This is a genomic window from Streptomyces luteogriseus (assembly GCF_014205055.1).
In the GTDB taxonomy this organism is placed as follows: domain Bacteria; phylum Actinomycetota; class Actinomycetes; order Streptomycetales; family Streptomycetaceae; genus Streptomyces; species Streptomyces luteogriseus.
This window is the reverse complement of record NZ_JACHMS010000001.1, coordinates 1,945,612-1,966,622: the sequence shown is the minus strand read 5'-3', so window position 1 is coordinate 1,966,622 and position 21,011 is coordinate 1,945,612. Positions and strand designations below refer to the sequence as shown.

Here is a 21,011-nt window from a genome sequence, read left to right as displayed (position 1 = left end):
CCGGCGATGACCGCATTCTCGCTCGAACCGGCACAACTCGCCTGGTGCGCGGAACTGCGCACCCTGGCGGCGGAACGGCTCCACCCGCTGGCCGACAAGGGTGAACCGGGGCATGTGAACCGCGCCCTGGTCGCCGAGCTCGGCAGCCTCGGCCTGCTCGGGCGCCTGTTCACCTCGGGCGCGCTCGACCTGTGCCTGATGCGCGAGTCCCTGGCCTACGCCTGCACGGAGGCCGAGACGGCCCTGGCTCTCCAGGGCCTCGGCGCCCATCCGGTCCATGCGTACGGAACGGAGGCGCAACGCGCCCGCTGGCTCCCCCGGGTCACCGCCGGCACGGCGATCGCGGCCTTCGCGCTGAGCGAGCCCGGGGCGGGATCGGACGCGGCGGCACTGGAACTTCGGGCGGAGGTGGATGACTCGCGGGGTGGCCGGTCATCGGACACGTCGCAGAGTGGCCAGTCCTCGGACGCCCCGGCGCTCACCGCCGTCCCCGACGGCCCCGCCCGCTGGCGTCTCACCGGAGAGAAGTGCTGGATCTCCAACGCCCCCGAGGCCGACTTCTACACCGTCTTCGCCCGCACCACCCCGGGTGCCGGGGCCCGTGGCGTCACGGCCTTCCTCGTGCCCGCCGACCGGCCGGGCCTGACCGGCCGCGGACTCGACATGCTCTCGCCGCACCCCATCGGCGCCCTCGACTTCGACGCCGTACCGGTGACGGCCGACGATGTGCTCGGCGAGGTGGACCGCGGCTTCCGGGTCGCCATGGGGACGCTCAACCTGTTCCGGCCCAGCGTCGGCGCCTTCGCGGTCGGCATGGCGCAGGCGGCCCTCGACGCGACCCTCGCCCACACCGCCGGGCGCGACGCCTTCGGGGGCAAGCTGCGGGACCTGCAAGCCGTCTCGCACCAGGTCGCCGAGATGGCCCTGCGTACCGAGGCGGCCCGGCTGATGGTCCACGCGGCGGCGTCGGCGTACGACGCGGACGCCCCGGACGTGCCCCGGCGCTCGGCCATGGCGAAACTGCTCGCCACCGAGACCGCGCAGTACGTCGTCGACACGGCCGTCCAGCTGCACGGCGCCCGGGCGCTGCAACGCGGCCATCTGCTCGAACACCTCTACCGCGAGGTACGCGCCCCGCGCATCTACGAGGGGGCCAGCGAGGTGCAACGCGGCATCATCGCCAAGGAGCTGTACGCCCGTCAGGAGGCCCGGTGAGCACCGAGCGCGTCAACCCGCCCGAGCTGTCCCCGCCGGCCGGCTTCTCCCACGCCGTCGTCGCGTGCGGGTCGCGGGTGGTGTTCCTCGCGGGGCAGACCGCCCTGGACCCCGACGGCAAGGTGGTCGGCCGCACCCTGCCCGAGCAGTTCGGGAGGGCCCTCACCAACCTGCTGGCCGCCCTCGCGGCGGCCGGTGGCACGCCGGCCGACCTGGCCCGCGTCACCGTCTACGCCACGGATGTCGAGGCGTACCGTACGCACGCGTCCGAACTGGGCCGCACCTGGCGCCGGTTGGCCGGCCGGGACTACCCCGCCATGGCGGTCGTCGAGGTCGTACGGCTGTGGGACGCGGAGGCGATGGTGGAACTGGACGGTTTCGCGGTCCTGCCGTAGCGGGACCGCCGTGCCGCTGTGCGGCGGCCTCCGGTCAGGCCGCGACGGCCAGACCCTCGGCGGTCACCCGGCGCGGCTGCACCACGCGTCCGTCCGGCAGCAGTTCGCCGGTGTCGTCGAAGAGGACCGTCCCGTCGCAGAGCAGGCTCCAGCCCTGCTCGGGGCGGGCCGCCACGACGTGTGCGGCGGGGGAGTCGGTCGCGGGGCACTGGAGCTGGTGGGCACACAAGGCGCACCTCCACGTCGGTAGGGCCGTCCGAAGGGTTCGGGCGACTCGTACAGACAGACCATCCTCCCGTGCCGAACTCATCGGAACGGCCCGACGGGAAGCGTGACACGCCCAGGACATTCCCAGGACGGTTCCACGACGGCCGGCGCGGACTCGCCACCGAAGGGGTGAGGGTCACGGGCACCGGCCGGGAGGGCCGGTACGAGTGGAAGCCGCAATTCCACCCCTTTCGGGAGGTTTCCCCCATGCGTGTACGTCCCCTTCTCGGCGCGGCGGCCGGTGTCGCGCTGCTCCTGCTCACCGGCGCCGGCGCGGCGCCCGCCACCGCGTCCGCCCTCGCCCCGACCGGCTCCGTGACGGTCGACGCCGTGGGCCGGATCACCGCCGACGGCACCGTCACCCTGTCCGGTACCTACCGCTGCGCGAGCTCCAGCGGCCCGGTCTTCGTCAGCTCCTCCGTCAGTCAGGGCGCCTCGACGACCCGTCACGGTGTCGGCGGCACCCGGGCGGTGTGCGACGGCGCCGAGCACCGCTGGGTGAACACCGGCCAGACCGCGCCCGGCGCGCTCGTGGCCGGAGCGGCCCATGTCGAGGCCACCCTCATGGAGCTGCGCACCTTCAGCGGCCTGCCCCTGCCCAGCTTCCACGCGGTCCAGGGACAGGACGTCACCCTGACCCAGGCCTGAGCACCAGGCGGAGGGAAACGGCGGGCGACCCGGCTTCGGGCCTCCCGCCGATCCTGTTCAATTGCGAGACTCCGTCGGTGGGCAGCCCGAGACCGACGAACCGACCACCGGACTCGACCGCGACCTCGTCGACCGTACGGTCGACGAACTGCGGCGGCACGTCGACGACCCCGGCGACGCGGCGGCGGCCGGGCCCTGCTGATGATCAACACGACCTGGAGGCCGCCCGGCGCATCGCCGACCGGGTCGCCGTCATGTACGCGGGACGGATCGTCGAACTCGCCGACGCCACCGCCTTCTTCGGCGCATCCGGCCCCCCACCCCTACAGCCGCGCCCTGCCCGCCCGCGCCTTCACGCCCGTCCCGGGCATGCCGCCCGAACTGGGCGACCTCCCGGCCGACTGCGCCTTCGCCGCCCCCTGCGACCGGACCACCGACACCTGCGCCACCGCGCCGCCCGCCGGCCCGGTCGCCTGCCACCACCCGCACGTGCCGGAGGACGTCCGTGCTTGAACTGCGCTCCATCACCGCCGGATACACCAGGAACGCGCCGGTGGTCCGGGACGTCTCCCTCACCGTCGGCCCGGGCGAGTCCGTCGGCCTGCTCGGCCGTGGCGGGGAAGTACCCGGCCTGGTGGCCGAGTTGGCTCCCGCCGTCGGCCTCACCCCCGACCTGCTCACCAGGCGGCCGCACGAGGTCAGCGACGGCCGGCTGCAACGCGCCTGCCTCGCCCCGGCTCTGGTGCTGCGCCCCGCCTGCTGGTGTGCGACGAGATGACCGCGATGCTCGACGCCTCCACCGCGGCCGCCCTGGTGGCGGCCGTCGAGAGCTACCGGGCCTCGACCGGAGCCGCGCTGCTGGCCGTCGGCCGGGACCGCACCCTGCCGGAGCGCTGGTGCGACCGCACCGTCCACTGGGACGGCCTGACCTGAACCTGCCGGACGGCGTCCGGCACGAGCTGCCTCAGTGGTCGTCCCAGTGGCCCTCGTGGGCGGCGTGGCGGTGGCCGTCGTGCACGTAGTCCGTGTGGTCGTCGTGCCGTACGGCCAGGTGGCCGCAGTCGTCGCCGTGCTCGTGGTCGTGGTTCCGGTGCACCGTGTGGCCGCCGTCCGCGCACTCGTCGGCGTGGCCGTCGTGCATCCGGTGGATGTGGCCGTCGTGGGCGTAGTCGGTGTGGTCGCCGTGGGGGAAGGCGAGGTGGCCGCAGTCGTCGCCGTGGGCGTGCGCGTGGTTCTCGTGGGTGGTGTGCTCGGCGGTCGTCATGGGAGCTCCTCGCGTGGGGGTGTGCCGCTCGGGGCGCTTCCGCCGGGGCGGCCGACGACATCACCATAGGGTGATATCTGCATGCATTGTCGGAATGCCCGCCCCTGCCCGCCATCCGGCGCAGGGCGCCCGGGTGACGGGCGGGACATCGCGGACGGTCTACCGCACTGCCACGACCACGCAGCTGTCGCCGTACTGCCACACCGGTCCGGCCGTGTCGAAGCCCGCCTGCCGGAGCAGCTCCAGATGGGCGCAGAGGGGGAGTTCGGCGGGGCGGCCGGTACCGAGGAGGGCCTCTCGCCGCCGGCGCTCCGCGAGGAGGTCGGCCAGCTCCGGGTCCTCGCCGACGGCGGCCCACCAGGAGCCCCAGTCCTCGTGGGCGAACACGCGCTGCCGGTCGGCCCGGCACCGCCCGATGTGGGCCGCGATCCCGGCCGGGCCCGTCTCGCCCTGGGGGAGGTGGTCGCCGTTGACGAGGACGCCCCCGGGGCGCATCAGCGTGGCGAGCTGCCGGTAGGTACGGAGCAGGGTGTCGCGGTCGAGGTAGTGCAGGGCCGTCGTGGAGACCGCCGCGTCCAGGGGCCGGTCCAGATCCAGGGCCCACGTCCAGCCGGGCGCGCCGATCTCGGCGTCGACGTAGCGGGCCGCGTCCGGGTGGTGGGTGCGGCCCAGCTCCAGCAGGACGGGGTCCCGGTCCACGGCCACGATCTCGGCGTCCGGCAGCCGCCGGACCAGCCGGGCCGCGAGGGAGCCGGGCCCGCACCCCAGGTCCACGACGAGCGGCGGGGCCGCGCGCCCCGCCGTGACGTGCTCGACGACGTCGGCGATCACCGTGAACCGCTCCTCGCGGTCGACGGCGTACCGCTGTTGCTGGAGCTCCCAGCGCTCCACCCATCGCTCCGCCGTCGCCAGACTCAGCCCCATCCGGTCGCGCCACCTCGCCGTCTCGCACCTGACTCCTGCCGGCCCGAGCCTACAGGTGGAAACGGTTCCCATTACGCTTAGCGGGCCCATCGCCGGACACCCGGCGGCTGATATCACTGGAGTGAGGCGAGAGCGGACAGCATCCGGTCGATCTCCTCATCCGTGTTGTACACATGCAGACTCACCCGCACCGAACCGGTCTTCTCGCCCGCGTCACCCTGGCAGTGATGGTCGGAACGGACCATGAAACCGTGGCTGAACAGGATGAACCCCAGGTCGCCCGAGTCGATGGCGCGGTGCCGCAGGGTCACGATGCCCTGCCGCCGCTGTACGTCCGAGTCGGCGGCGAGGCTGAGCGGACAGCCGAGGATCTCGTAGGCGTCCAGCCGGCGCAGCCCCTCGGTGAGCCGGGCCGCCAGACCGGCCGTCCAGCGCTCGATCCGGCCGACACCGGCCGCGTCCAGCCAGTCCAGGGCCGCTTCCAGCGAGGCGATGCCCACGGTGTTCGGGGTGCCGCTCCAGCCGCCGGGCACGAAGGCGGGCCCGCGCGCCTGCCGCGCCCACACCGCCCCGGAACCGGGCAGGGCCAGCGCCTTGTGCCCGGAGAACACGACGAAGTCCACGTCCAGCTCGGCCACGGACACCGGCAGATGACCCACGCTCTGCGCGGCGTCCAGGCAGATGACCGCATCGGGGCCGACGGCCTCCCGGATCCGCTGCACGTTCATGTCGCCGCCGTACACGTGGTGCACATGGGTGGTGGCGACGAACCGCGTGCGCGGGCCCGCCCGTTCGGCCAGCGCCCGGTGGTCGTAGTCCCCGGAGCCGTTCTGGTACGGCATCGGCACCACCCGGACGTGCACGCCCTCGCGCGCCAGCGACTCCCGGGCCTCCAGCCAGGGCGTGATGTTGGCCTGGTGGTCGGCGTCCGGCACGACGATCTCGTCGCCGTCGCGCAGGAACCCCGGCAGCCAGTCGCGGGCGACGATCCGCAGTCCCTCGGTGGTGCCGCTCGTGAAGTGGACGGCGGAGCGCTCCGGCCGGGAGTCCCCGAGGAACCGGGCGACCCGCTCGCGGGTGCGCTCCACCAGCTCCGTGGTCCGGTTGGCCCAGGTGTAGGTGCCGCGCGCGGCGTTGGCGTTGGACGAGGTCAGATACGTCTGCACCGCGTCCAGCACGGCCTGCGGCTTCTGCGCCGTGGCCGCGCTGTCCAGGTACGCCAGCTCGGGGTGCCCGGTGACGATGGGGAACTCTTCGCGCAGTGCCCGCTGCCACGGGCGCAGATCCTCGCGGGTGGTCGGTGCGCTCATGCAGGTCAGTCCCGCACCAGGGGGGCGCCCGCGTCCCGCCAGGCGATGATGCCGCCGGCCAGGCTGCGCACGTCCGGGTGGCCCATCCGGGTCAGCAGCGCCGCGTACCGCGCCGACTGCTCGCCGACCGGGCAGGCCAGCAGCACCGGTTGACGCCGACTGAACGGCAGCCCGCCCCGCAGGAGTTCGGCGAACAGCTCGTCGACGATGTTGACCGACCCGTCGATGTGCAGCGCCGCGTACGCGAACGGGCTGCGCAGGTCGACCACGAGCGGCCGGTCGGTGTCGATCCAGCGCCGGGCGTCGGCCACGCCGATCGACGGCGCCGCGCCGACCTCGGCGTCGGACAGGTCGGCCGGCGAGTTCTTCCGGGGCGGCCGGCCCAGCAGATCGGGGCGCCGCTGCCGGACGTAGCTCAGATAGCTCTCCACGCGGTCGCAGACGATGAACACCGCCGTCCGCCGCTCGGTCAACTCCTCGTCCACCGAACGCAGATGGCGGATCGCGCCGAAGTAGGCCGCCCCTCCGGTGGGGCCGCCGAGGACGCCGCAGCGGCGGTTCAGGGTGAGCATGCCCTCGATCGCCTCGTCGGCGCTCACCGACTCCATCGCGTCGTACGTCTCCGGGTCGAACAGGCCGACCTCCTGCACCTCGTCGAGGGTCCGGATTCCGGGGATGAAGTCGGACTTGGCCGCGACCAGCCCGAGCACCCGCACGGACGGGTCCTCCTCGCGCAGGGCGCGGGCGACGCCCGTGGAGGAACCGGCCGTGCCCACGCAGGCGACGAACCAGTCCGGGACCCGGCCGTCCAGGTCCTTGACGATCTCCGGCCCGGTGCCGGTGAGATGGGCCTCGGTATTGCGCGGGTTGAAGTACTGGTCGGTGTGCAGATAGGCACTGCCGGAGGCCGACAGCGTCCGGTGGAACAGGGTCAGCGGGTCGTCCGTGGCGGTCGGGTCGAGACACTCGCTCTGCCCCGGCAGCTCCTCGATCTCCGCGCCGAGCAGCAGCAGGAGGTCCTTGATCTCCGGGACCCGCATCCGGTTGGTGACGCTCTTGAAGCCCAGGCCGTGCATGCCCGCGATGACCGCGAGGGCCTTGGCCGTGTTGCCGCTGGACAACTCCACCACCTGGCTGCCGTGTTCCACCGCCTCGTCCAGAAGGGGCCGCGCCATGCTCCAGGCGGCGCGGTCCTTGACCGAGCCGAACGGGTTGAGCATCTCCAGCTTGGCGTACAGGTCGATGTTGCGCAGGCCGTGCACGGCCGGGTCGATCCGCACCAGCGGGGTGTTGCCTATCGCCTCCGTGATGCTGTCGTACCTCACTGGACTCCCCCCGAGGGCGTGATCGGCCAGAACTGGTCGTCGAGGCACCAGCGCCACGCGTCGCCGTCCTGCCAGGCGGCGACCTTCCGGGCGGCGGGCTGGTGCTGGGCGCGCGTGGCGTGGAAGTCCATGGCGTAGCCCGCGGTGTTGGCGAAGGCGAGCAGGTCGCCGGGTTCCGGGCGGCGCGGCAGGAACACCGTGCGCCGGGTGATGAGGTCGGTCTCCAGGCAGAGACTGCCGAAGAGGTGCACGGCGACGGGCCCCTCACCCGGCCCGGCTCCGGTTCTGGGGACGACGACCGGGTCCATCAGCACTCCGTGGTCCTCCAGGGCGATGTCGTCCGCCTTCGTGGCCAGCCGTACGAGCAGTTCCCCGCCGGGTTCCGGGCCGCGGACCTCCAGGACCCGCGCGAGGGTGAGTCCGCACTGGTCCAGCAGGGCCCGGCCGGGCTCGGTGTGCAGGTCGTACAGGTGCTCCAGGAGCAGAGCGGCCAGCGGGCGTCCGCCCAGCGAGGCGGCGGGCTGGGCCAGCAGCTCGTCCAGGTAGCCGGCGCCGGCGACGGAGCGGTGGGCGGGGTAGAGGCCCAGCGTGCCGCGCAGGGTGCCGGACTCGTTGCGCAGCCCGTAGCCGTGCCCGCCCCAGGTCAGGGGCGGGCGCCGGCCGAGGACGGCCGCGGTGAGCCCGCTCGTGTACGCCTCCCACTGCTCCCGCTCGGCGAGATAGCTGATGCCGAATCCGCCGCCGACGTCCACGGCCCGGGGCCGCAGACCCCGGCCCCGGCACAACTCCAGGGCGGCCAGGCACCCTTCGAGGGCCGACGCCTTCTCCGCGACGCTCGTCGTGTCCAGATGGAAGGCCACCCCCGTCGGCTCGACCGCGTCACCGTGCCGCTCGACCGCCTCCAGCAGCGGCTCCAACTCCCGTACCGGCGTACCGAAACGGCTGCGCCGGCTCAGCACCTTCACACCCGACGTCTCGAAGCCCGACAGCCGCAGCAGCACCCGCACCGGGGCGAGCGCGTGCTTGCGGACCAGGGCGGCGAGCCGGTCCAGCTCGGCGACGCCGTCGACGCCGACCGTGATACCCGTACGCGCCGCCAGCCACAGGAACTCGGGGTTCTTCGGCCCGGTGGCCGTGATCCGGTCCGCGCCGAAACCGGCACCCAGCGCGTGCTGCAACTCGCCCAGCGACGCGACGTCCACGCCCGCGTCCGTCGCCGCGAGCCGCCGCAGCAGCGCGCTGGAGCGGTTGGCCTTGTGGGCGTAGAAGACCTGCCCCGACAGATGGTGTGCCCGGTACACCGACCGGAATCGCTCCAGGTTCTCGGCGATCTGGTCCGGCACCACGACGTGCAGGGGTGAACCGAGTGCGTCGACGATCGAGTGCAGCGTGCCGCGCGCCGCCACAAGCGAACTCAGCCGTGGCTCCAGCCGCGGTTCGAGATACAAGGGCCGTCCGTCCATGCGCGCTCCCCCTCCTGAAGCCGCTGCGCCCGGCATCCGGGCACGTCGGACACTCCCCGCGTTTCGCCGTATAGCCCATATCCATTCTTCGGTCGCTTTACGCCCTGTTGGGCCCGGCCCTGTGCGGTCGCCGGTGTGAAGCGGATCACGGCCCCGAGGTGCGGCGCGCGCCGGGCGCACAGGGCTCAGCCCGTTCGGGACGGGGCAGGAGACGCCGAGCACCGGCCCCGGACCCGGTGGCAGGACGGTGACAATCGGGACGGATCCGTAGCGGACATACAGGGCAACGGTCGCGGGCGGTGGCGGGTCGTACCGGGGGCAAGGGCAAAGGCCCGCGCAATCGACCGGGGAAACCGGTCGACGAAGACCAATGGGGGAGACCATGCAGATCCGCACCCGAGGCATCCGTACCACCGTCGCCGCGCTGGCCGCCGTCGCCGGTGTCGCCGCGGCCGCCGTCCCGGCCGCCGCCACCGCACCGGCCTCCGACACCCCCCGGTTCCTGGAGCCGGCCGAACTGCCGCCCCACCCCTCCTCGCCCTGGTACGCCGGACCGGTCACCGCCGGCCAGCCCGACCCGCTGCCGATGTGCGTGGGCGACGCGCTGCCGTCCATCACCTCGCACCGGGAGTACTGGACGGAGTTCGACACCAACGCCCAGCAGCTCACGGTCGAGGGGCGCAGCGCACAGTGGGCGAAGGACTTCGCGGCGCTGCTGCGCAAGGACCTGGCCGGCTGCGCGAAGAAGCTGATGCGGCAGGACCCCGACATCACCGCGACGCAGAAGTACTACGGCCGGCTGAACGTCGAGGAGGGCGCCGACGTCTACGGCATCCACACGGCCTCCGCCTGGGGCTCCTCCGACATCGGCCTCTTCTCGGTGGGCCGCGACGGCGCGACCGTCACCATCGTCCGGTGGGGCCAGATGGGCACCTTCCAGCACGCCCAGGTGGCCGACTTCAAGGCCACGACCGTCACCGCGGTGAACAAGCTGTACTGACGGCTCAGCCCCGGGGCGGCCCGGTAGGGGCGTCGTACACGAGGAGCCCGTCGTCGCGCAGACGGGCTCCCGGTGTCGGCGTGTGGGCGCTCAGACGGCCGTCGTGCATGAGATGCAGGACCGGCACACCGCGGGCGAGGACCGCGAAGTCGGCGATCAGCCGGCGGTGGCAGCGCCACCAGACCGCTTCGCTGCACATCACCGCGGTACGCGCGGACGCCGCCTCCCGCAGGGCACGGTCCATGGCGGCGACGAACCCGGGGGACCGGGTGTGCGCGGCGTACCCGCGGAAGGAAGCGTTGCGCCAGACGACGTCCGGGCTGCCCTCCGGCAGGGGACGGAAGCCGCCGAGGGCGGGTTCCCACCGGTAGGCGAGGCCGGCCTCCGGCATCCATTCGGCCAGCCGCTCCCGCAGCAGATCGGGATCACGACGGCTGCCGGGAGCGGTCCGCACGTCCACGACGGCCGTCACACCGGCCGCCCGCAACAGCTCGGTGATCCGCTCCCGTCCGGCTGTGCTGTGCCCGAAGGTCACCAGAGAGGCGTCCACGGTGTCGGACTATCCCTTTTCGGGGGGCGCACACCTCACGCCCGCAGGGTCAGATGTCTCGGAAGGTGTCACCTGGCCCCGTGATCTCCCTCGCTTGAGTCGACACAGCCGCTGAGATGTGTAAACAGCCTTTCAGTTGTTTCACGATCACGCCCATTGATGCGGCCGGGCGTCCCGACACGGGGACGAGTCTCAAGGAGCCGTCCCAGCGCCTGGGCCATGCTTTGACACCAGCTGCCTGTCTGGAGCACTCCGAGCGATGCTCCGCCTCCCTGGCGTCGACTGGTGACGCTGTGTCCATTGCGTGTATCACACCATCCATTGACGCAGACCTTCCCCACCGTGGACGAGAAGGAGAGCGTCGGTGTCGCAGGCTTTCAGCCGAGGACTGCCGCCCGGACCCTCACGTCGTGCGAGGACAGGGCGAGCGCATCTGCGCCCCTCCCCGGGATTCCGATGACCTCGACAGTCACCCCTCGTGCCGCCAGGGCCTTCGCGGTCTGGGCGATGGTGATCTGGGAGAAGCCGAAGACGCAGTCCGGGGCCAGGTTTTCGCGGTTCTTGAGGAGCATGGCGAGGACGATCCGCTTGGGCGTGAAGTCGTCCGGGAGGGCGAGTTCGCCCCGGCTGAGCCGGGTCACATTCGCGGTGAACTCCGCACGGACCCGGGCGGACTCCTGGAGCAGCTCCACCGCCACCCTGGCCTGGTTGAACAGGTGACTCAGGGGACCGGAACCGCCCGCGCGCTTGACGAGGACGAGCGTGCCGTCGGGCAGGAGCAGGTCGCAGATCTCGACCTGGTCCCTGGGACGGAGCGGATTGGTGACGTTCTTGGTGTCGAGGCAGAGCCAGTCGGTCCGTTCCTCGTCGGCCACCCTGTTGTTGTAGGCGTTCTCGGACTCACCGTCGATCCACGCGGGAAGGGAGACGGAGGGCGACGGCGAGAACAGCGCCGCCACGGCCGCCCGGCACTCGTCCACGTAGGCGGACCCGGCCTCGTACCACTCACCGTCCATCAGGAAGAACCGTCCGGAGCCCATGGAGACCGCGGCCTCCAGCCACGTCAGCGCGCTGGTGACGGCGAGCGTGTCGGCCACCCCGGCCCGGCGATCCCGGGCAAGGGTCACGGTTCCCTCGCGCAACGCCCTGAGACGCTGGCCGGGCGGTGTGAGTCGGGCCCGAGTGAGGACGTAGTCGGGGTCGAAGTCGTCGGAGCGTAGGGCGCCGGAGCTGTTGATCCGCGTCACGTAAGTGGTCGCCTCCGCGTACGCCGCATGATGTTCGGACGGCACGGAGACGGAGATCCGTCCGTCGGCGGGACGGCCGAGGAGGTCGTCCAAGGCCTGGTCGAGAACGTTGAGAGTGGTCGTGTCCTCGACCGGCGCGATGTGATCGACGAACTCCAGTTCCTGGTGCGGGATGTCCTCGCGGCAGATTCTGGCGATGGCCCGCAGATCGGAGAGCAGGGCCTCGGGTTCGATCCCGAGGGCGATTCTCAGCCCGCACCCGCCCTGGGCGCTGACGGCCCTTCCGCGGGTGTACCGCGACCGGGTGAGCGGCAGGTCGTCGAGGTAGCCGCCCAGGCTGCGCACGATGCGCGAGTGGTCGCGGATGCCGAGCAGCGGGACCGGGGCGCCGCCCGGCACCAGGGAGATGTCGGTGCGCGCCTGCCCGAGAGACCGGGAGACCGCGCCGCGGATCAGGTTCGGATCCATCTGCCGGACGGCGAAGGAGAGACCGAAGCGCTTGTCCTTGAGGTGGTCGGGGATCAACCGGTACCCCTGGTCGCAGCCGATGGCGTACACCGTGCCGTCGACGGCGAGCAGGAGTACGGCGGCGGTGCGCCGGACGCCTTCGGTGACGGTGATGCCAGTGGTGCGGGCCATGGGAGCGCACCAGGGGGCCTCGTTGCGTTCCATTCCGCAGGTGACATACATGGCCGGGACTCCTAGCGCTTCGGGTACGTGGGGATCGGCGCCGAGCCTGTCCAGAAGTTCGAGGTCGAGGGCGTCCAGCATGGCGTCCTGGGTGGGGGCGACGCCGGACAGCCGGTAGACGGTGCGTACGGCGGTGTTCGACGCCATGGGGTGCCTCCTCGGCGGCTGTGGTTCACGAGAGGTCTGAGTACACGGGGGAGGCTGACATCAATGTGTGTACGTTGTCAACACACCAGCCTCTAGAAGGTCGATGGTGATCCGTGTACGCTGGGGCTATGACGGACAACGCCGCTTCATCGGTCGGCCCGCTTGTCACCGGTGCGGAGATCGCTCGGCTGGCCGGGGTCACCCGGGCCGCTGTCTCCAACTGGCGCCGGCGCTACGACGACTTCCCCGCACCGGTGGGGGGCGGCGCGAACAGTCCGCTATACGCGCTCGCCGAGGTCCAGGATTGGCTGGACAGGCAGCGCAAAGGCCAGGAGGTCTCTCCCGAGGTCGAGTTGTGGCAGGCACTGCGGACCGCGTACGGGGATCAGATGGTCGCGGGCCTGGCAGCGGTCGCCGCTCTGCTGGCCGGGGAGCACGAACCGGCTCTGCCGGACGACGTCGCCGCCCGCCTGCGGCAGCTCGCCGAGACCGAGGCCCCCGTCGATCTCGTAAACGGACTTACTGACCGGTTCATGGACTCCGCCCGGCGTGCGGGGTCCGACCAGGTGACGTCCGAGCGTGTAGTGCGGGCCGTGTGTCACTTCGCGCCCGAGCTGCCGGCCGGTGCCACCGTCTTCGATCCCGCCTGCGGTATCGGGGTGCTGCTTCTCTCGGTCGCCTCCGAGACGGGGATGCGTTGCCGTGGCCAGGAGATGGATGTCGACAGCGCCCGTTTCGCCCAGCTGCGTGCCGGCCTTCTGGGCCGCTCCGAGGTGCGCGTCGTGGCGGGGGACTCCCTGCGCGCGGACGCATGGCCGGACCTCAGGGCGGATCTGATCGTCTGTGACCCGCCGGCCGGCGTGACCGAGTGGGGGAGGGAGCAACTGCTGCTCGACTCCCGCTGGGAACTCGGCACCCCGTCCAAGGCCGAAGGGGAACTCGCCTGGCTCCAGCACGCGTACGCGCACACCGCGCCCGGCGGCCAGGTCCTCATGGTCATGCCGGCCTCGGTCGCCTACCGCAAGGCGGGCCGCCGCATCCGGTCGGAACTCGTACGCCGGGGCATCGTGCGCCAAGTGGTCGCCCTGCCCCCGGGGACGGCGACCTCGCACTCCCTGCCCGTCCATCTGTGGTGCCTACGGCGTCCCGAGAACACCTCGGGTACGGACACCCACCACACCGTGCGCATGATCGACCTGACCGACAACAACCCCGACGGAGGCCTGGAGCCCCGGGACGACCAGACCGCGGACGTACCGCTGATCGAGCTCCTCGACGACACCGTCGACCTGACCCCCGGCAGTCATCTGCGCTTCCGTCACCGTGATTACCCCGGTGAGTACGAGGCCCTGCGCAAGCAGTTGCAGGAGCAGGTGCTCCGGCTCGCCGCCTTCCTGCCCGAGCTCGCTCCCGGCGGCGGACCGGGCTCGCTGGATGCGGCCACCACGAGCGTCGCGGATCTCGCCCGTGCCGGACTTGTGGAGTTCGACGGCCCGGAACCGGTCTCGGCCAGCGAGCAACTCGACACGGACTATCTCCAGGGCTTCCTGCGCAGCTCCGGCAACGCCCGCCGCTCCACCAGCACCAGCGGGACCTACCGTTTCGACGCGCGGGGCTCGCGCGTCCCCCGTATGGACATCGAGGAGCAGCGCCGGTACGGCTCCGCGTTCCGGGCGCTGTCCGCGTTCGAGGAAGGGCTGCGCAAAATCGACGAGCTGAGCCGGCAGCTCGCCGAGGTCGCCCGCGACGGGCTCGCCACGGGAGCCCTGGCTCCTCAGGAGTGAGGAGCCAGGGCTCCCGTTCAGGCGGTGTACGGCAGAAACGGACTCGCGGCTCCGCTCCACGTCACGCTCAGCGCCTCGCGAGCCCGGGTGCAGGCGACGAAGAGCAGGCAGCGCTCCCGCAGCAGATCGGCGTCGTGCTGCAGCGGGTCCGCCTCTCGCGGCGTGATCTCCCGGGCGAACGGGACGGTGCCCTCGCTGACACCGAGGACGGACACCGCCCGGAACTCCAGTCCCTTCATCGCGTGCATCGTCGCCAGCCGTACCCCTTGGACCCCCTGCGCGACCTGCCCTCTGACCCGTAGCACGGGGATGCCGGCGGCCTTCAGTTTCTCCTCGGCCGTGTCCAGGGAGAGGTTGAACCGTGCGCACACGCCGATCTCGTGCGGTGCCAGGCCTTGGGCCAGCAGCGTCCGGACCCGCTCCACCAGCGCCTCGGTCTCCTCCTGCCGGGTCGCGTACCCCCGCGCCTGAGGATGGCGTCCGTGCAGCAGTGAGCGGTACCCGGCCAGCGAGTCCGTCCCCTCGCCTTCGAGGGCGTCGACGGTGACGGGTGCCAGGAGACGCGCCGACCAGGCGAGGATCTCCTCGGTGGAGCGGTAGTTGAGGCGCAACCGGAAGCTGCGGCCGGCCGTCATGATGCCCAGGGAACCGAGCGAGACCCGGGAGTCGTAGATCCGCTGGTGCGGGTCTCCGGTGGCGAACAGGTCGTCGGGGCCTGGGGTGACGGCGGCGCGCAGTACCCGCCACTGGGCGGGGTGCAGGTCCTGTGCCTCGTCGACGACCACATGGGCGTACGGAGCCGGCTCGTCGCCGAGGAGTTCCGCCGCGCGGGCGCAGACGCGCAGGTGTGTGGTCTCGCCGCGGTCCCGCAGGAACTGTTCGAACCGCTGCACGCCGCTCCACACCACTCGCCGGCGCGTGGGACCGAGACCGGTGCCGCGGCCGCGGCGGCTCGCCCCGAGGTAGGCATCCAGGTCACGGAGGTTCTGGCCGAGTACGACGTGCCGGTACTCCTGGGCCAGGAACTGCGCGGTGAACGGCAGATCGAACTGCTTGACCGCCTTCTCCCACAGCTGCCGCTGCTCCCGGTCCCCGATCGGCTTGGGCACGGCAGCCGACCTCGTGCGCACGATGCCATTGGCACACGCGTCGACCGTCGTCACGTCGACCCGCGCCAGCAGCTTCTCGTCCTCGTCGAGGAGCAGCCCGAGCATGTCGCGCAGTCCGGCGGCGAGAGCGTTCGTGTAGGTGGTGAGCAGGATGCGGCCGTCCTCGGAACGACCGAGCAGGTGCTTGACCCGGTGCAGGGCGGCCACCGTCTTGCCCGTCCCGGGGCCGCCGGTGACCTGGACGGGACCGCCGTACGAGCCGCGGTAGGCGACGCGCCGCTGGGAGGGGTGGAGGAAGACCCGCCAGGCCTCGAACGGCTTCTCCAGGATCTCCTCCAACTCCCGCGGCCCGGTGACCAGGTGGATGCGTGCGGAAGTGTTGGCGATGACCGTGGCCAGGTCCTCGACCGGTTCGGCGGGCGCGTCGGCGGGCCGGCGGACGGCGACGACATCCCGGTAGACGTCCTCCGGTCTGAAGCCTTCGGCGAGGTACTGGAGCACCTCCAGCTGGTCCTCCGGCAGGAGGGTGGAGAACGCCTCCAGCTGGGCCTTGTCCACCAACGAGCGTGCGGCGCGCAGTACTTGCTCGTCGATGCCGAGTTCCCGCAGGGTGCCGTCGGAGACGTCCGAGAACAGCAGCCGGGGTGCCGTGCGCGCGGCGGTCTCGTACAGCGGCGTCAGCTCGTCCAGGGCGACGGCGTCGCGTACCTCCAGGGCGCGCGTCGCGGAGTTCGCGCTGTACAGGCGCTTCGCCGCCCAGGTGTAGGCGTCGTCGTGCGGCAGGACGTTGACCAGCAGGAACATGTCGCTGCCGTCGTCGGGGGCGAGGACGACGCCCCGCCAGAAGCCGGTGATGCGGATCGTGCGCATCCGTTCGTCACGGGCGTTCTCGACGGACTCCAGGTGAAGTCCCTTGTCGGCGTTGAGTTCGGCGACGCTCAAGGCCTGGAACTTCGCCATGGCCTTGCGCACTCCGGCTCGGACGGGCTTCTCCAACGTGTCGTAGCCGTCCCAGAAACTCTGGGCGAAGGCGAGCCGGGGCATCAGGCCGCTTCCTTTCTTCCGGACGCCAGTTGTCCGGCGATCTCCCGGAAAGCTGTGAGGAGTTGTTCTGGTTCGCGGGAGAGATCGAGGCTGTGCTGGTACAGCCGCATCGCCCGACCGTCCGGTCCCGCCGCTGTTCCCCGCACCTCGTGGAAGCGCTCGGGCCGCCGTCCGGCCGCGTACACGAGATGTGCCTCGCGCAGACCGAGCACGGTGGCGTACGCGAGCGCCTGGTACAGGTCGGCATTGTGCAGTCCGTCGGCCTTCTCGACCTTGTACTTGGCGTCGACGACGGCGAGCGGAGTACGGCCGTCGCCGGTGCGGACGACCAGATCGGGGCGCATCCGTACGAGACCCGCGAGGTCGAGGTGGTGGGGGTCCTGGAGACGCGCGGTCAGGCCGTGTTCCCGAAGAGCCTCGCGCAGGGCGACCGTGACGAAGTCCTCGAACAGCTTGTTCATGTCGAGCAGGAAGCCGTCCACAGCCAGTGGGGAGGCCCCGGCCGGCCGGTGTTCCGGCGAGGTGCCGCGCAGGACGGCCTCGGCGAGCCGCAGGGCGGGCTGGTAGCGGGAGTTGAGGCGTGACGGCTGCCAACGCGGTGGTTCCTGCCCCCGTATCAGCGGCAGCGCGTCGGCCAGCCGTACGCGCTGATGAGCCAGACGCCGCCGGACCGCACCGGGAACACCCGGCAGCCGCAGCAACCGCTCCACGGCGGCGCGCAGGATGCGGTTCTCGGCGGTGTCGGCGGTGTACGCGTCGTAGACGATCTCCACCGGCGGCGTACGGCCGAAGTGCCGCCGGATCTGCTCGGCCTCACGCAGCCTCCCGCGCACGACCAGCGCTGATTCCTCGACCTCCTGGTAGCCCTGGAGGACCCCCTGCCGCAGCGCCCCGTCGATCTGCCGCTCCACGGCGTGCGCCAGTGCGGGGACGACGTCGTCATACGCACCGGTGTCGACGGTGCCCTCCCCGCTGTCGCGCCAGGCGCGGGCGGGGTCGAGGCTGAACCCGAGGAGGAAGAACAGCCGGCTCACCGGGGTCTTGGGCATGATCCGTACGACCGTACCTGCGCGCGTGCGCACGGCGCCGACCCGACTGCCCGCGCGCAGCAGCCAGTGTCCGTCCCGGCCGGGATCGGGGGTCGCGCTCTGCAGGATCCCGGAGGCGGCGAGGGCCCGCCCGGCCTCCGCGCCCAGCGGTACGGAGACGGCGGGCCCGTACTCGCGCAGCGCCACCTCGGACACGGGCACGGGCACGGACACGGGCGCGGTCACGGGCGCTGCTCGCGCAGGGAGCCGAGGCCGTAGCGGGCGGCCACGTCCAGGCTCTCGCCGTAGTGATACTCCTCCAACAGAGGGAGGATCTTTGTGCGCCACGTCCGTTCGAGGCCGCCCTCGCGGTAGACGCCCGGTTTCATCAGGTACGACGGCCCGATCGCGAAGTCGGTGTCGTCGATACGGGCGTTGAGCGCGTCGAGCAGGCGAGCGGGCTCCATGTCCCTGCCCTCGCGCTTCAGCCAGCGCGCGAGCAGCCCGGCGGTCGGCTCGGTGCGCGGGGACAGTTCCACGAACGCGAAGCGGCGCCGCATCGCCGCGTCCACCAACGCGATCGAACGGTCGGCGGTGTTCATCGTGCCGATCACGAAGAGGTTGTGCGGCAGCGCGAAGTCGTCCCCGGAATAGGTGAGCCGGACGGACCTCTTCCGGTACTCCAGGAGGAAGTACAGCTCGCCGAAGACCTTCGCCAGGTTGGCCCGGTTGATCTCGTCGATGACAAGGAAGTGCGGGATGTGCCGGTTGCCCTCGCGGGAGGCGAGATCGGCGAGCTCCCGCAACGGGCCCGCCGTCAGCCGGAAGCCCACCTCGCGTGTCTCGGGGTCCTCCACGGGCCGGAACCCCTCGAAGAAATCCTCGTAGGCGTAGGAGGGGTGGAACTGCACGATCTTGACCTGTTCGGGGCCGCCGCCGAAGAACTCGGCCAGCTTCATCGCCAGATACGTCTTGCCCGTGCCCGGAGGCCCGTAGAGAACCAACTGCCGCTCGTCGATGAGGAGCTCCCGCATCTCGTCCAGCCAGGACCGGTCGTGGACGAGGAGGTCGGCGGCCAGTGCCCCGGTGATGTCCGGCAGCGTCAGTTCCCCGCCTGGCGCGGGGACCGTGAGGGCCGTCAGCCCGGTGAGCTCGTCCAACGCGTCCAGAACGACGGTCAGATCGACCACGTCATGCTGGACGGACAGCTTCTGCTGCACTTCCTCCGGCAGTTCCTCGTATGCGTGGCTCTTGGTGAACCACGAGACGTTCCTCCGCAGGTTGGACAGACCGCCCGGCGACGAGGCCTGCGCGGCGTCCCCGGTGATGTTCCCGATATGCAGCCGACCGTCGCTGATGGTGGCCACGGTGTCGCCGATGCGCATCTGCGTCAGGAAGGCGTGCAGTTCGTCGACGAGACCCCGCTTCTGGTTGTACGAGGCAGCCCCCTCGTATCCGTCCTCGACGAAGCGGCGCAGCGTGCTCTTGGTCGGATCGGTCTCTTCCAGAGGAGGCAGATGTGCGGCCGTGAGCGAGACGAGCCCCTCCTTCAGCCACAACTGCCGCACCAGGTTGTGCCCGGAGACATTGGATCCGCGTACCAGCCACGCCTTGCGCGGGGCACGCCAGCCGGTGGACAGGTAGTCGGCGAGGGGATGACCCTCGGCGGTGCGCCAGGACTCCGGGCCGGAGGCGTCGTAGCCGTACACGAGTGCCGCGGCGGCCGAGGAGGAGTTGCACTCGATGTCCCGGGCCACCCTCCACCGGTCGGCGGAGACGTCGACGAGCCCGCCGCTCGCGCGCAGCTCCGCGCGGGTCCGGCGGGCGTGGCCGCCGAGCCCCGGCCATGCCGCGGCGGCCACCGTCGAGCCCTCCTCCAGGAGGAACTTGTGCGTGCCGTTGCCGCCGAACTCGGCGAGCAGGTGTCCGCGCGCCTCGGCGCCGTCCTGGGGGAGCTTGATGCGGAACTCGGGCGTGCCGGGGAGGCGTTCGGGCTGAGGCATGAACCCATCCTACCTGTTGACACTGTCAAGGCATCAAGAGTACAAGTGAACACATGCACAGAATGTGATGACTGTGTGAATGCGTCGATCGTGCGGGGCGAGGGGGAGCCGATGGTCGAGGTCGAGGTCGAACGGCGGGCAGTCGAAGCGGAGTTGCCGTCCGTCATCGAAAGACTGCAGCGCCGCGCCTCCCGTGCGGGCCTGGTCAGTCGGCAGGCCTTCGCGGACGAAGCGGACCGGCTCGGGCTCAGGACCGACGAACAGCGGCGACGGCTCCGCAATGGACTCGCCGCGCTGGGTATCCAGGTGAAACCCGCCCGCCGCGCGGCGGCTCCGTCGGTGAAGGCATCCCCACCGCCGTCCGCCGTCCCCTCCGAAGCGGCCACGCGTCTGGCCCAGGCCCGGCGGATGCTGGCCCGTTACGCCGACGCCGACGGCGCCGTCAGCAGGCTCGCCCACGATGGCGTCGTACGACTTCACGGACTCGGCGCCGGCGAAGCGCGAGAACTGACCGCCGACTTCCCGATCACCCGCCCTCGGCCGCCTCGGCCCCCGGCACCGAGCGCCGCCGCCTCGAAGGCACCGGCCGCCAGGCAACCTGCCCGCTCCGGCGCTTCCTCCACGCCCTCGCGACTGACCGACGCCGTGCTCGCGGCCCGGGCGGTGCTGGAGGCGGACCGGTGGCGGCGGCACACGGCCAAGGTGGTGCTGAAGGCGGAGGAGGAGGTCGGCCTCGCCGTTCTCCTCCGGGGCGGGGAGGACCGCCTCGGCCGTAGCGACCGGCTCGGCCGTGATGTTCCCGCGGAGGAGATCGCCGCGCTGCCCCGCGACAGCGAGCGGTGGCGTGCCTACGAGTGTCTCGTCCTGCACAACCAGCGGCTCGTGTGGAAGATCGCGCTCGGCTACCAGGGCCGCGGACTGGACGCCGAAGACCTCGTCCAGCACGGAACCATCGGGCTGATGCGCGCGGTCCGGAAGTTCGACGCCACCAAGGGCTTCAAGTTCTCGACCTACGCGACCTGGTGGATCAGGCAGGCGATCACACGGGCCATCGCCGACGAGGGCACCCTGATCCGGCTGCCCGCGCATGTGCACGAGAAGGTGAGCAAGGTCGCCGTCGCCGAGCGCAAGCTTCTGAACGAGGGCCGTCCCAGGACCGTCGACAACGTGGCCTACGTCAGCGGTCTCACGTTCGCCGAAGTGGAGAAGGCGCGCAGGATCAGCCGGTCCACCGACTCCCTGGACCGGATCATCGGCGACGACACGGCCCTCGGTGACCTGATCATCGGACCGAGCCGGCTGCCGGGACCTCACGTGGTGTTGATCCGCAAGGAGTTTCAAGCCCGCCTGCGGCACGTCGTGGAGCATCTCTCCGAGCGCGAGCGGCACGTCCTCGTCCGACGCACCGGACTCGACGGCGACGAACCGGACACGCTGGAGGACATCGGGGTCGTCTTCGGTGTCACCCGTGAGCGCATCCGGCAGATCGAGCCGAAGGCCAAGGCGAAGTTCGAGGGACAGCTCCTCCGTCACGGGCTGCTGCCGCGGCCCCGCTGAAGCCCACGCATCCCACATCGTCCCCTCTCCCCCCGCACTCT

At 71.6% G+C, this 21,011-nt stretch carries 17 protein-coding genes and 2 pseudogenes; 8 read left to right on the top strand and 11 right to left on the bottom strand.

Annotated elements, in window-relative coordinates; all coding sequences use genetic code 11:
* Nucleotides 1-6: 6 nt before the first annotated feature.
* Complete coding sequence (locus BJ965_RS08735; protein WP_184908154.1) at nucleotides 7-1,215, top strand: acyl-CoA dehydrogenase family protein; 1,209 nt, start codon at nucleotides 7-9, stop codon at nucleotides 1,213-1,215.
* On the top strand, nucleotides 1,212-1,610 hold the full coding sequence (locus tag BJ965_RS08730; RefSeq protein ID WP_184908153.1) for a RidA family protein: 399 nt from the start codon (nucleotides 1,212-1,214) through the stop codon (nucleotides 1,608-1,610). Before BJ965_RS08735 ends, BJ965_RS08730 begins: the two co-directional genes overlap by 4 nt.
* Before the next feature lie 34 nt (nucleotides 1,611-1,644).
* Here BJ965_RS08730 and BJ965_RS08725 read toward each other — a convergent pair whose 3' ends face one another.
* On the bottom strand, nucleotides 1,645-1,839 hold the full coding sequence (locus tag BJ965_RS08725; protein ID WP_184908152.1) for a DUF5999 family protein: 195 nt from the start codon (nucleotides 1,837-1,839) through the stop codon (nucleotides 1,645-1,647).
* A 245-nt stretch (nucleotides 1,840-2,084) separates the two neighbouring features.
* Between BJ965_RS08725 and BJ965_RS08720 the strand changes: the two genes are divergently transcribed.
* From BJ965_RS08720 to BJ965_RS08710, 3 genes and pseudogenes are all read left to right on the top strand, one after another.
* Nucleotides 2,085-2,525: a DUF6299 family protein gene (locus BJ965_RS08720; RefSeq protein WP_184908151.1), complete on the top strand. Its 441-nt coding sequence runs from the start codon at nucleotides 2,085-2,087 to the stop codon at nucleotides 2,523-2,525.
* A gap of 94 nt (nucleotides 2,526-2,619) precedes the next feature.
* Nucleotides 2,620-3,038: pseudogene (locus tag BJ965_RS08715) on the top strand (ABC transporter ATP-binding protein); the annotation flags it as partial.
* Nucleotides 3,031-3,458, top strand: a pseudogene (locus BJ965_RS08710) (hypothetical protein). The pseudogenes BJ965_RS08715 and BJ965_RS08710, both read left to right, overlap by 8 nt.
* 31 nt (nucleotides 3,459-3,489) lie before the next feature.
* Here BJ965_RS08710 and BJ965_RS08705 read toward each other — a convergent pair.
* The 5 genes from BJ965_RS08705 to BJ965_RS08685 all read right to left on the bottom strand — a co-directional run bounded on the left by BJ965_RS08705 (nucleotide 3,490) and on the right by BJ965_RS08685 (nucleotide 8,811).
* Nucleotides 3,490-3,789: a hypothetical protein gene (locus BJ965_RS08705; RefSeq protein WP_184908150.1), complete on the bottom strand. Its 300-nt coding sequence runs from the start codon at nucleotides 3,787-3,789 to the stop codon at nucleotides 3,490-3,492.
* Nucleotides 3,790-3,948: 159 nt separating this feature from the next.
* Nucleotides 3,949-4,713, bottom strand: a complete 765-nt coding sequence (locus BJ965_RS08700; protein WP_184908149.1) for a class I SAM-dependent methyltransferase — start codon at nucleotides 4,711-4,713, stop codon at nucleotides 3,949-3,951.
* Between the two features lie 113 nt (nucleotides 4,714-4,826).
* The gene (locus BJ965_RS08695; RefSeq protein ID WP_184908148.1) at nucleotides 4,827-6,023 is read right to left on the bottom strand and encodes an aminotransferase class V-fold PLP-dependent enzyme; all 1,197 of its coding nucleotides are present in this window, start codon (nucleotides 6,021-6,023) and stop codon (nucleotides 4,827-4,829) included.
* Between the two features lie 5 nt (nucleotides 6,024-6,028).
* Complete coding sequence (locus tag BJ965_RS08690; protein ID WP_184908147.1) at nucleotides 6,029-7,348, bottom strand: pyridoxal-phosphate dependent enzyme; 1,320 nt, start codon at nucleotides 7,346-7,348, stop codon at nucleotides 6,029-6,031.
* Nucleotides 7,345-8,811 (bottom strand): Y4yA family PLP-dependent enzyme, encoded by a 1,467-nt coding sequence (locus BJ965_RS08685; protein WP_184908146.1) that lies wholly within the window; start codon nucleotides 8,809-8,811, stop codon nucleotides 7,345-7,347. The genes BJ965_RS08690 and BJ965_RS08685 overlap by 4 nt, the downstream gene beginning before the upstream one ends.
* A 370-nt stretch (nucleotides 8,812-9,181) precedes the next feature.
* Between BJ965_RS08685 and BJ965_RS08680 the strand changes: the two genes are divergently transcribed.
* On the top strand, nucleotides 9,182-9,811 hold the full coding sequence (locus BJ965_RS08680) for a hypothetical protein (protein WP_184908145.1): 630 nt from the start codon (nucleotides 9,182-9,184) through the stop codon (nucleotides 9,809-9,811).
* Nucleotides 9,812-9,815: 4 nt separating this feature from the next.
* Here the strand turns inward: BJ965_RS08680 and BJ965_RS08675 are convergent, their stop codons facing one another.
* Together BJ965_RS08675 and BJ965_RS08670 are read right to left on the bottom strand one after the other, a co-directional pair.
* Nucleotides 9,816-10,361, bottom strand: a complete 546-nt coding sequence (locus tag BJ965_RS08675; protein WP_184908144.1) for a DUF488 domain-containing protein — start codon at nucleotides 10,359-10,361, stop codon at nucleotides 9,816-9,818.
* Nucleotides 10,362-10,738: 377 nt separating this feature from the next.
* Nucleotides 10,739-12,445, bottom strand: a complete 1,707-nt coding sequence (locus BJ965_RS08670; RefSeq protein ID WP_184908143.1) for a TIGR04141 family sporadically distributed protein — start codon at nucleotides 12,443-12,445, stop codon at nucleotides 10,739-10,741.
* A gap of 128 nt (nucleotides 12,446-12,573) precedes the next feature.
* Here BJ965_RS08670 and BJ965_RS08665 point away from each other — a divergent pair, with 128 nt between their 5' ends.
* Nucleotides 12,574-14,229 (top strand): N-6 DNA methylase, encoded by a 1,656-nt coding sequence (locus tag BJ965_RS08665; RefSeq protein ID WP_184908142.1) that lies wholly within the window; start codon nucleotides 12,574-12,576, stop codon nucleotides 14,227-14,229.
* Nucleotides 14,230-14,246: 17 nt separating this feature from the next.
* Here the strand turns inward: BJ965_RS08665 and BJ965_RS08660 are convergent, their stop codons facing one another.
* From BJ965_RS08660 to BJ965_RS08650, 3 genes are read right to left on the bottom strand one after another with little or no spacing between them, the layout of a single operon-like run.
* Nucleotides 14,247-16,382 (bottom strand): UvrD-helicase domain-containing protein, encoded by a 2,136-nt coding sequence (locus BJ965_RS08660; protein WP_184908141.1) that lies wholly within the window; start codon nucleotides 16,380-16,382, stop codon nucleotides 14,247-14,249.
* The gene (locus BJ965_RS08655; protein WP_376777908.1) at nucleotides 16,382-17,656 is read right to left on the bottom strand and encodes an McrC family protein; all 1,275 of its coding nucleotides are present in this window, start codon (nucleotides 17,654-17,656) and stop codon (nucleotides 16,382-16,384) included. Before BJ965_RS08655 ends, BJ965_RS08660 begins: the two co-directional genes overlap by 1 nt.
* Nucleotides 17,653-19,413, bottom strand: a complete 1,761-nt coding sequence (locus tag BJ965_RS08650) for a DUF4357 domain-containing protein (RefSeq protein WP_184908140.1) — start codon at nucleotides 19,411-19,413, stop codon at nucleotides 17,653-17,655. Before BJ965_RS08650 ends, BJ965_RS08655 begins: the two co-directional genes overlap by 4 nt.
* Nucleotides 19,414-19,488: 75 nt before the next feature.
* Between BJ965_RS08650 and BJ965_RS08645 the strand changes: the two genes are divergently transcribed.
* Complete coding sequence (locus BJ965_RS08645) at nucleotides 19,489-20,970, top strand: sigma-70 family RNA polymerase sigma factor (protein ID WP_313666759.1); 1,482 nt, start codon at nucleotides 19,489-19,491, stop codon at nucleotides 20,968-20,970.
* Nucleotides 20,971-21,011: the final 41 nt, after the last annotated feature.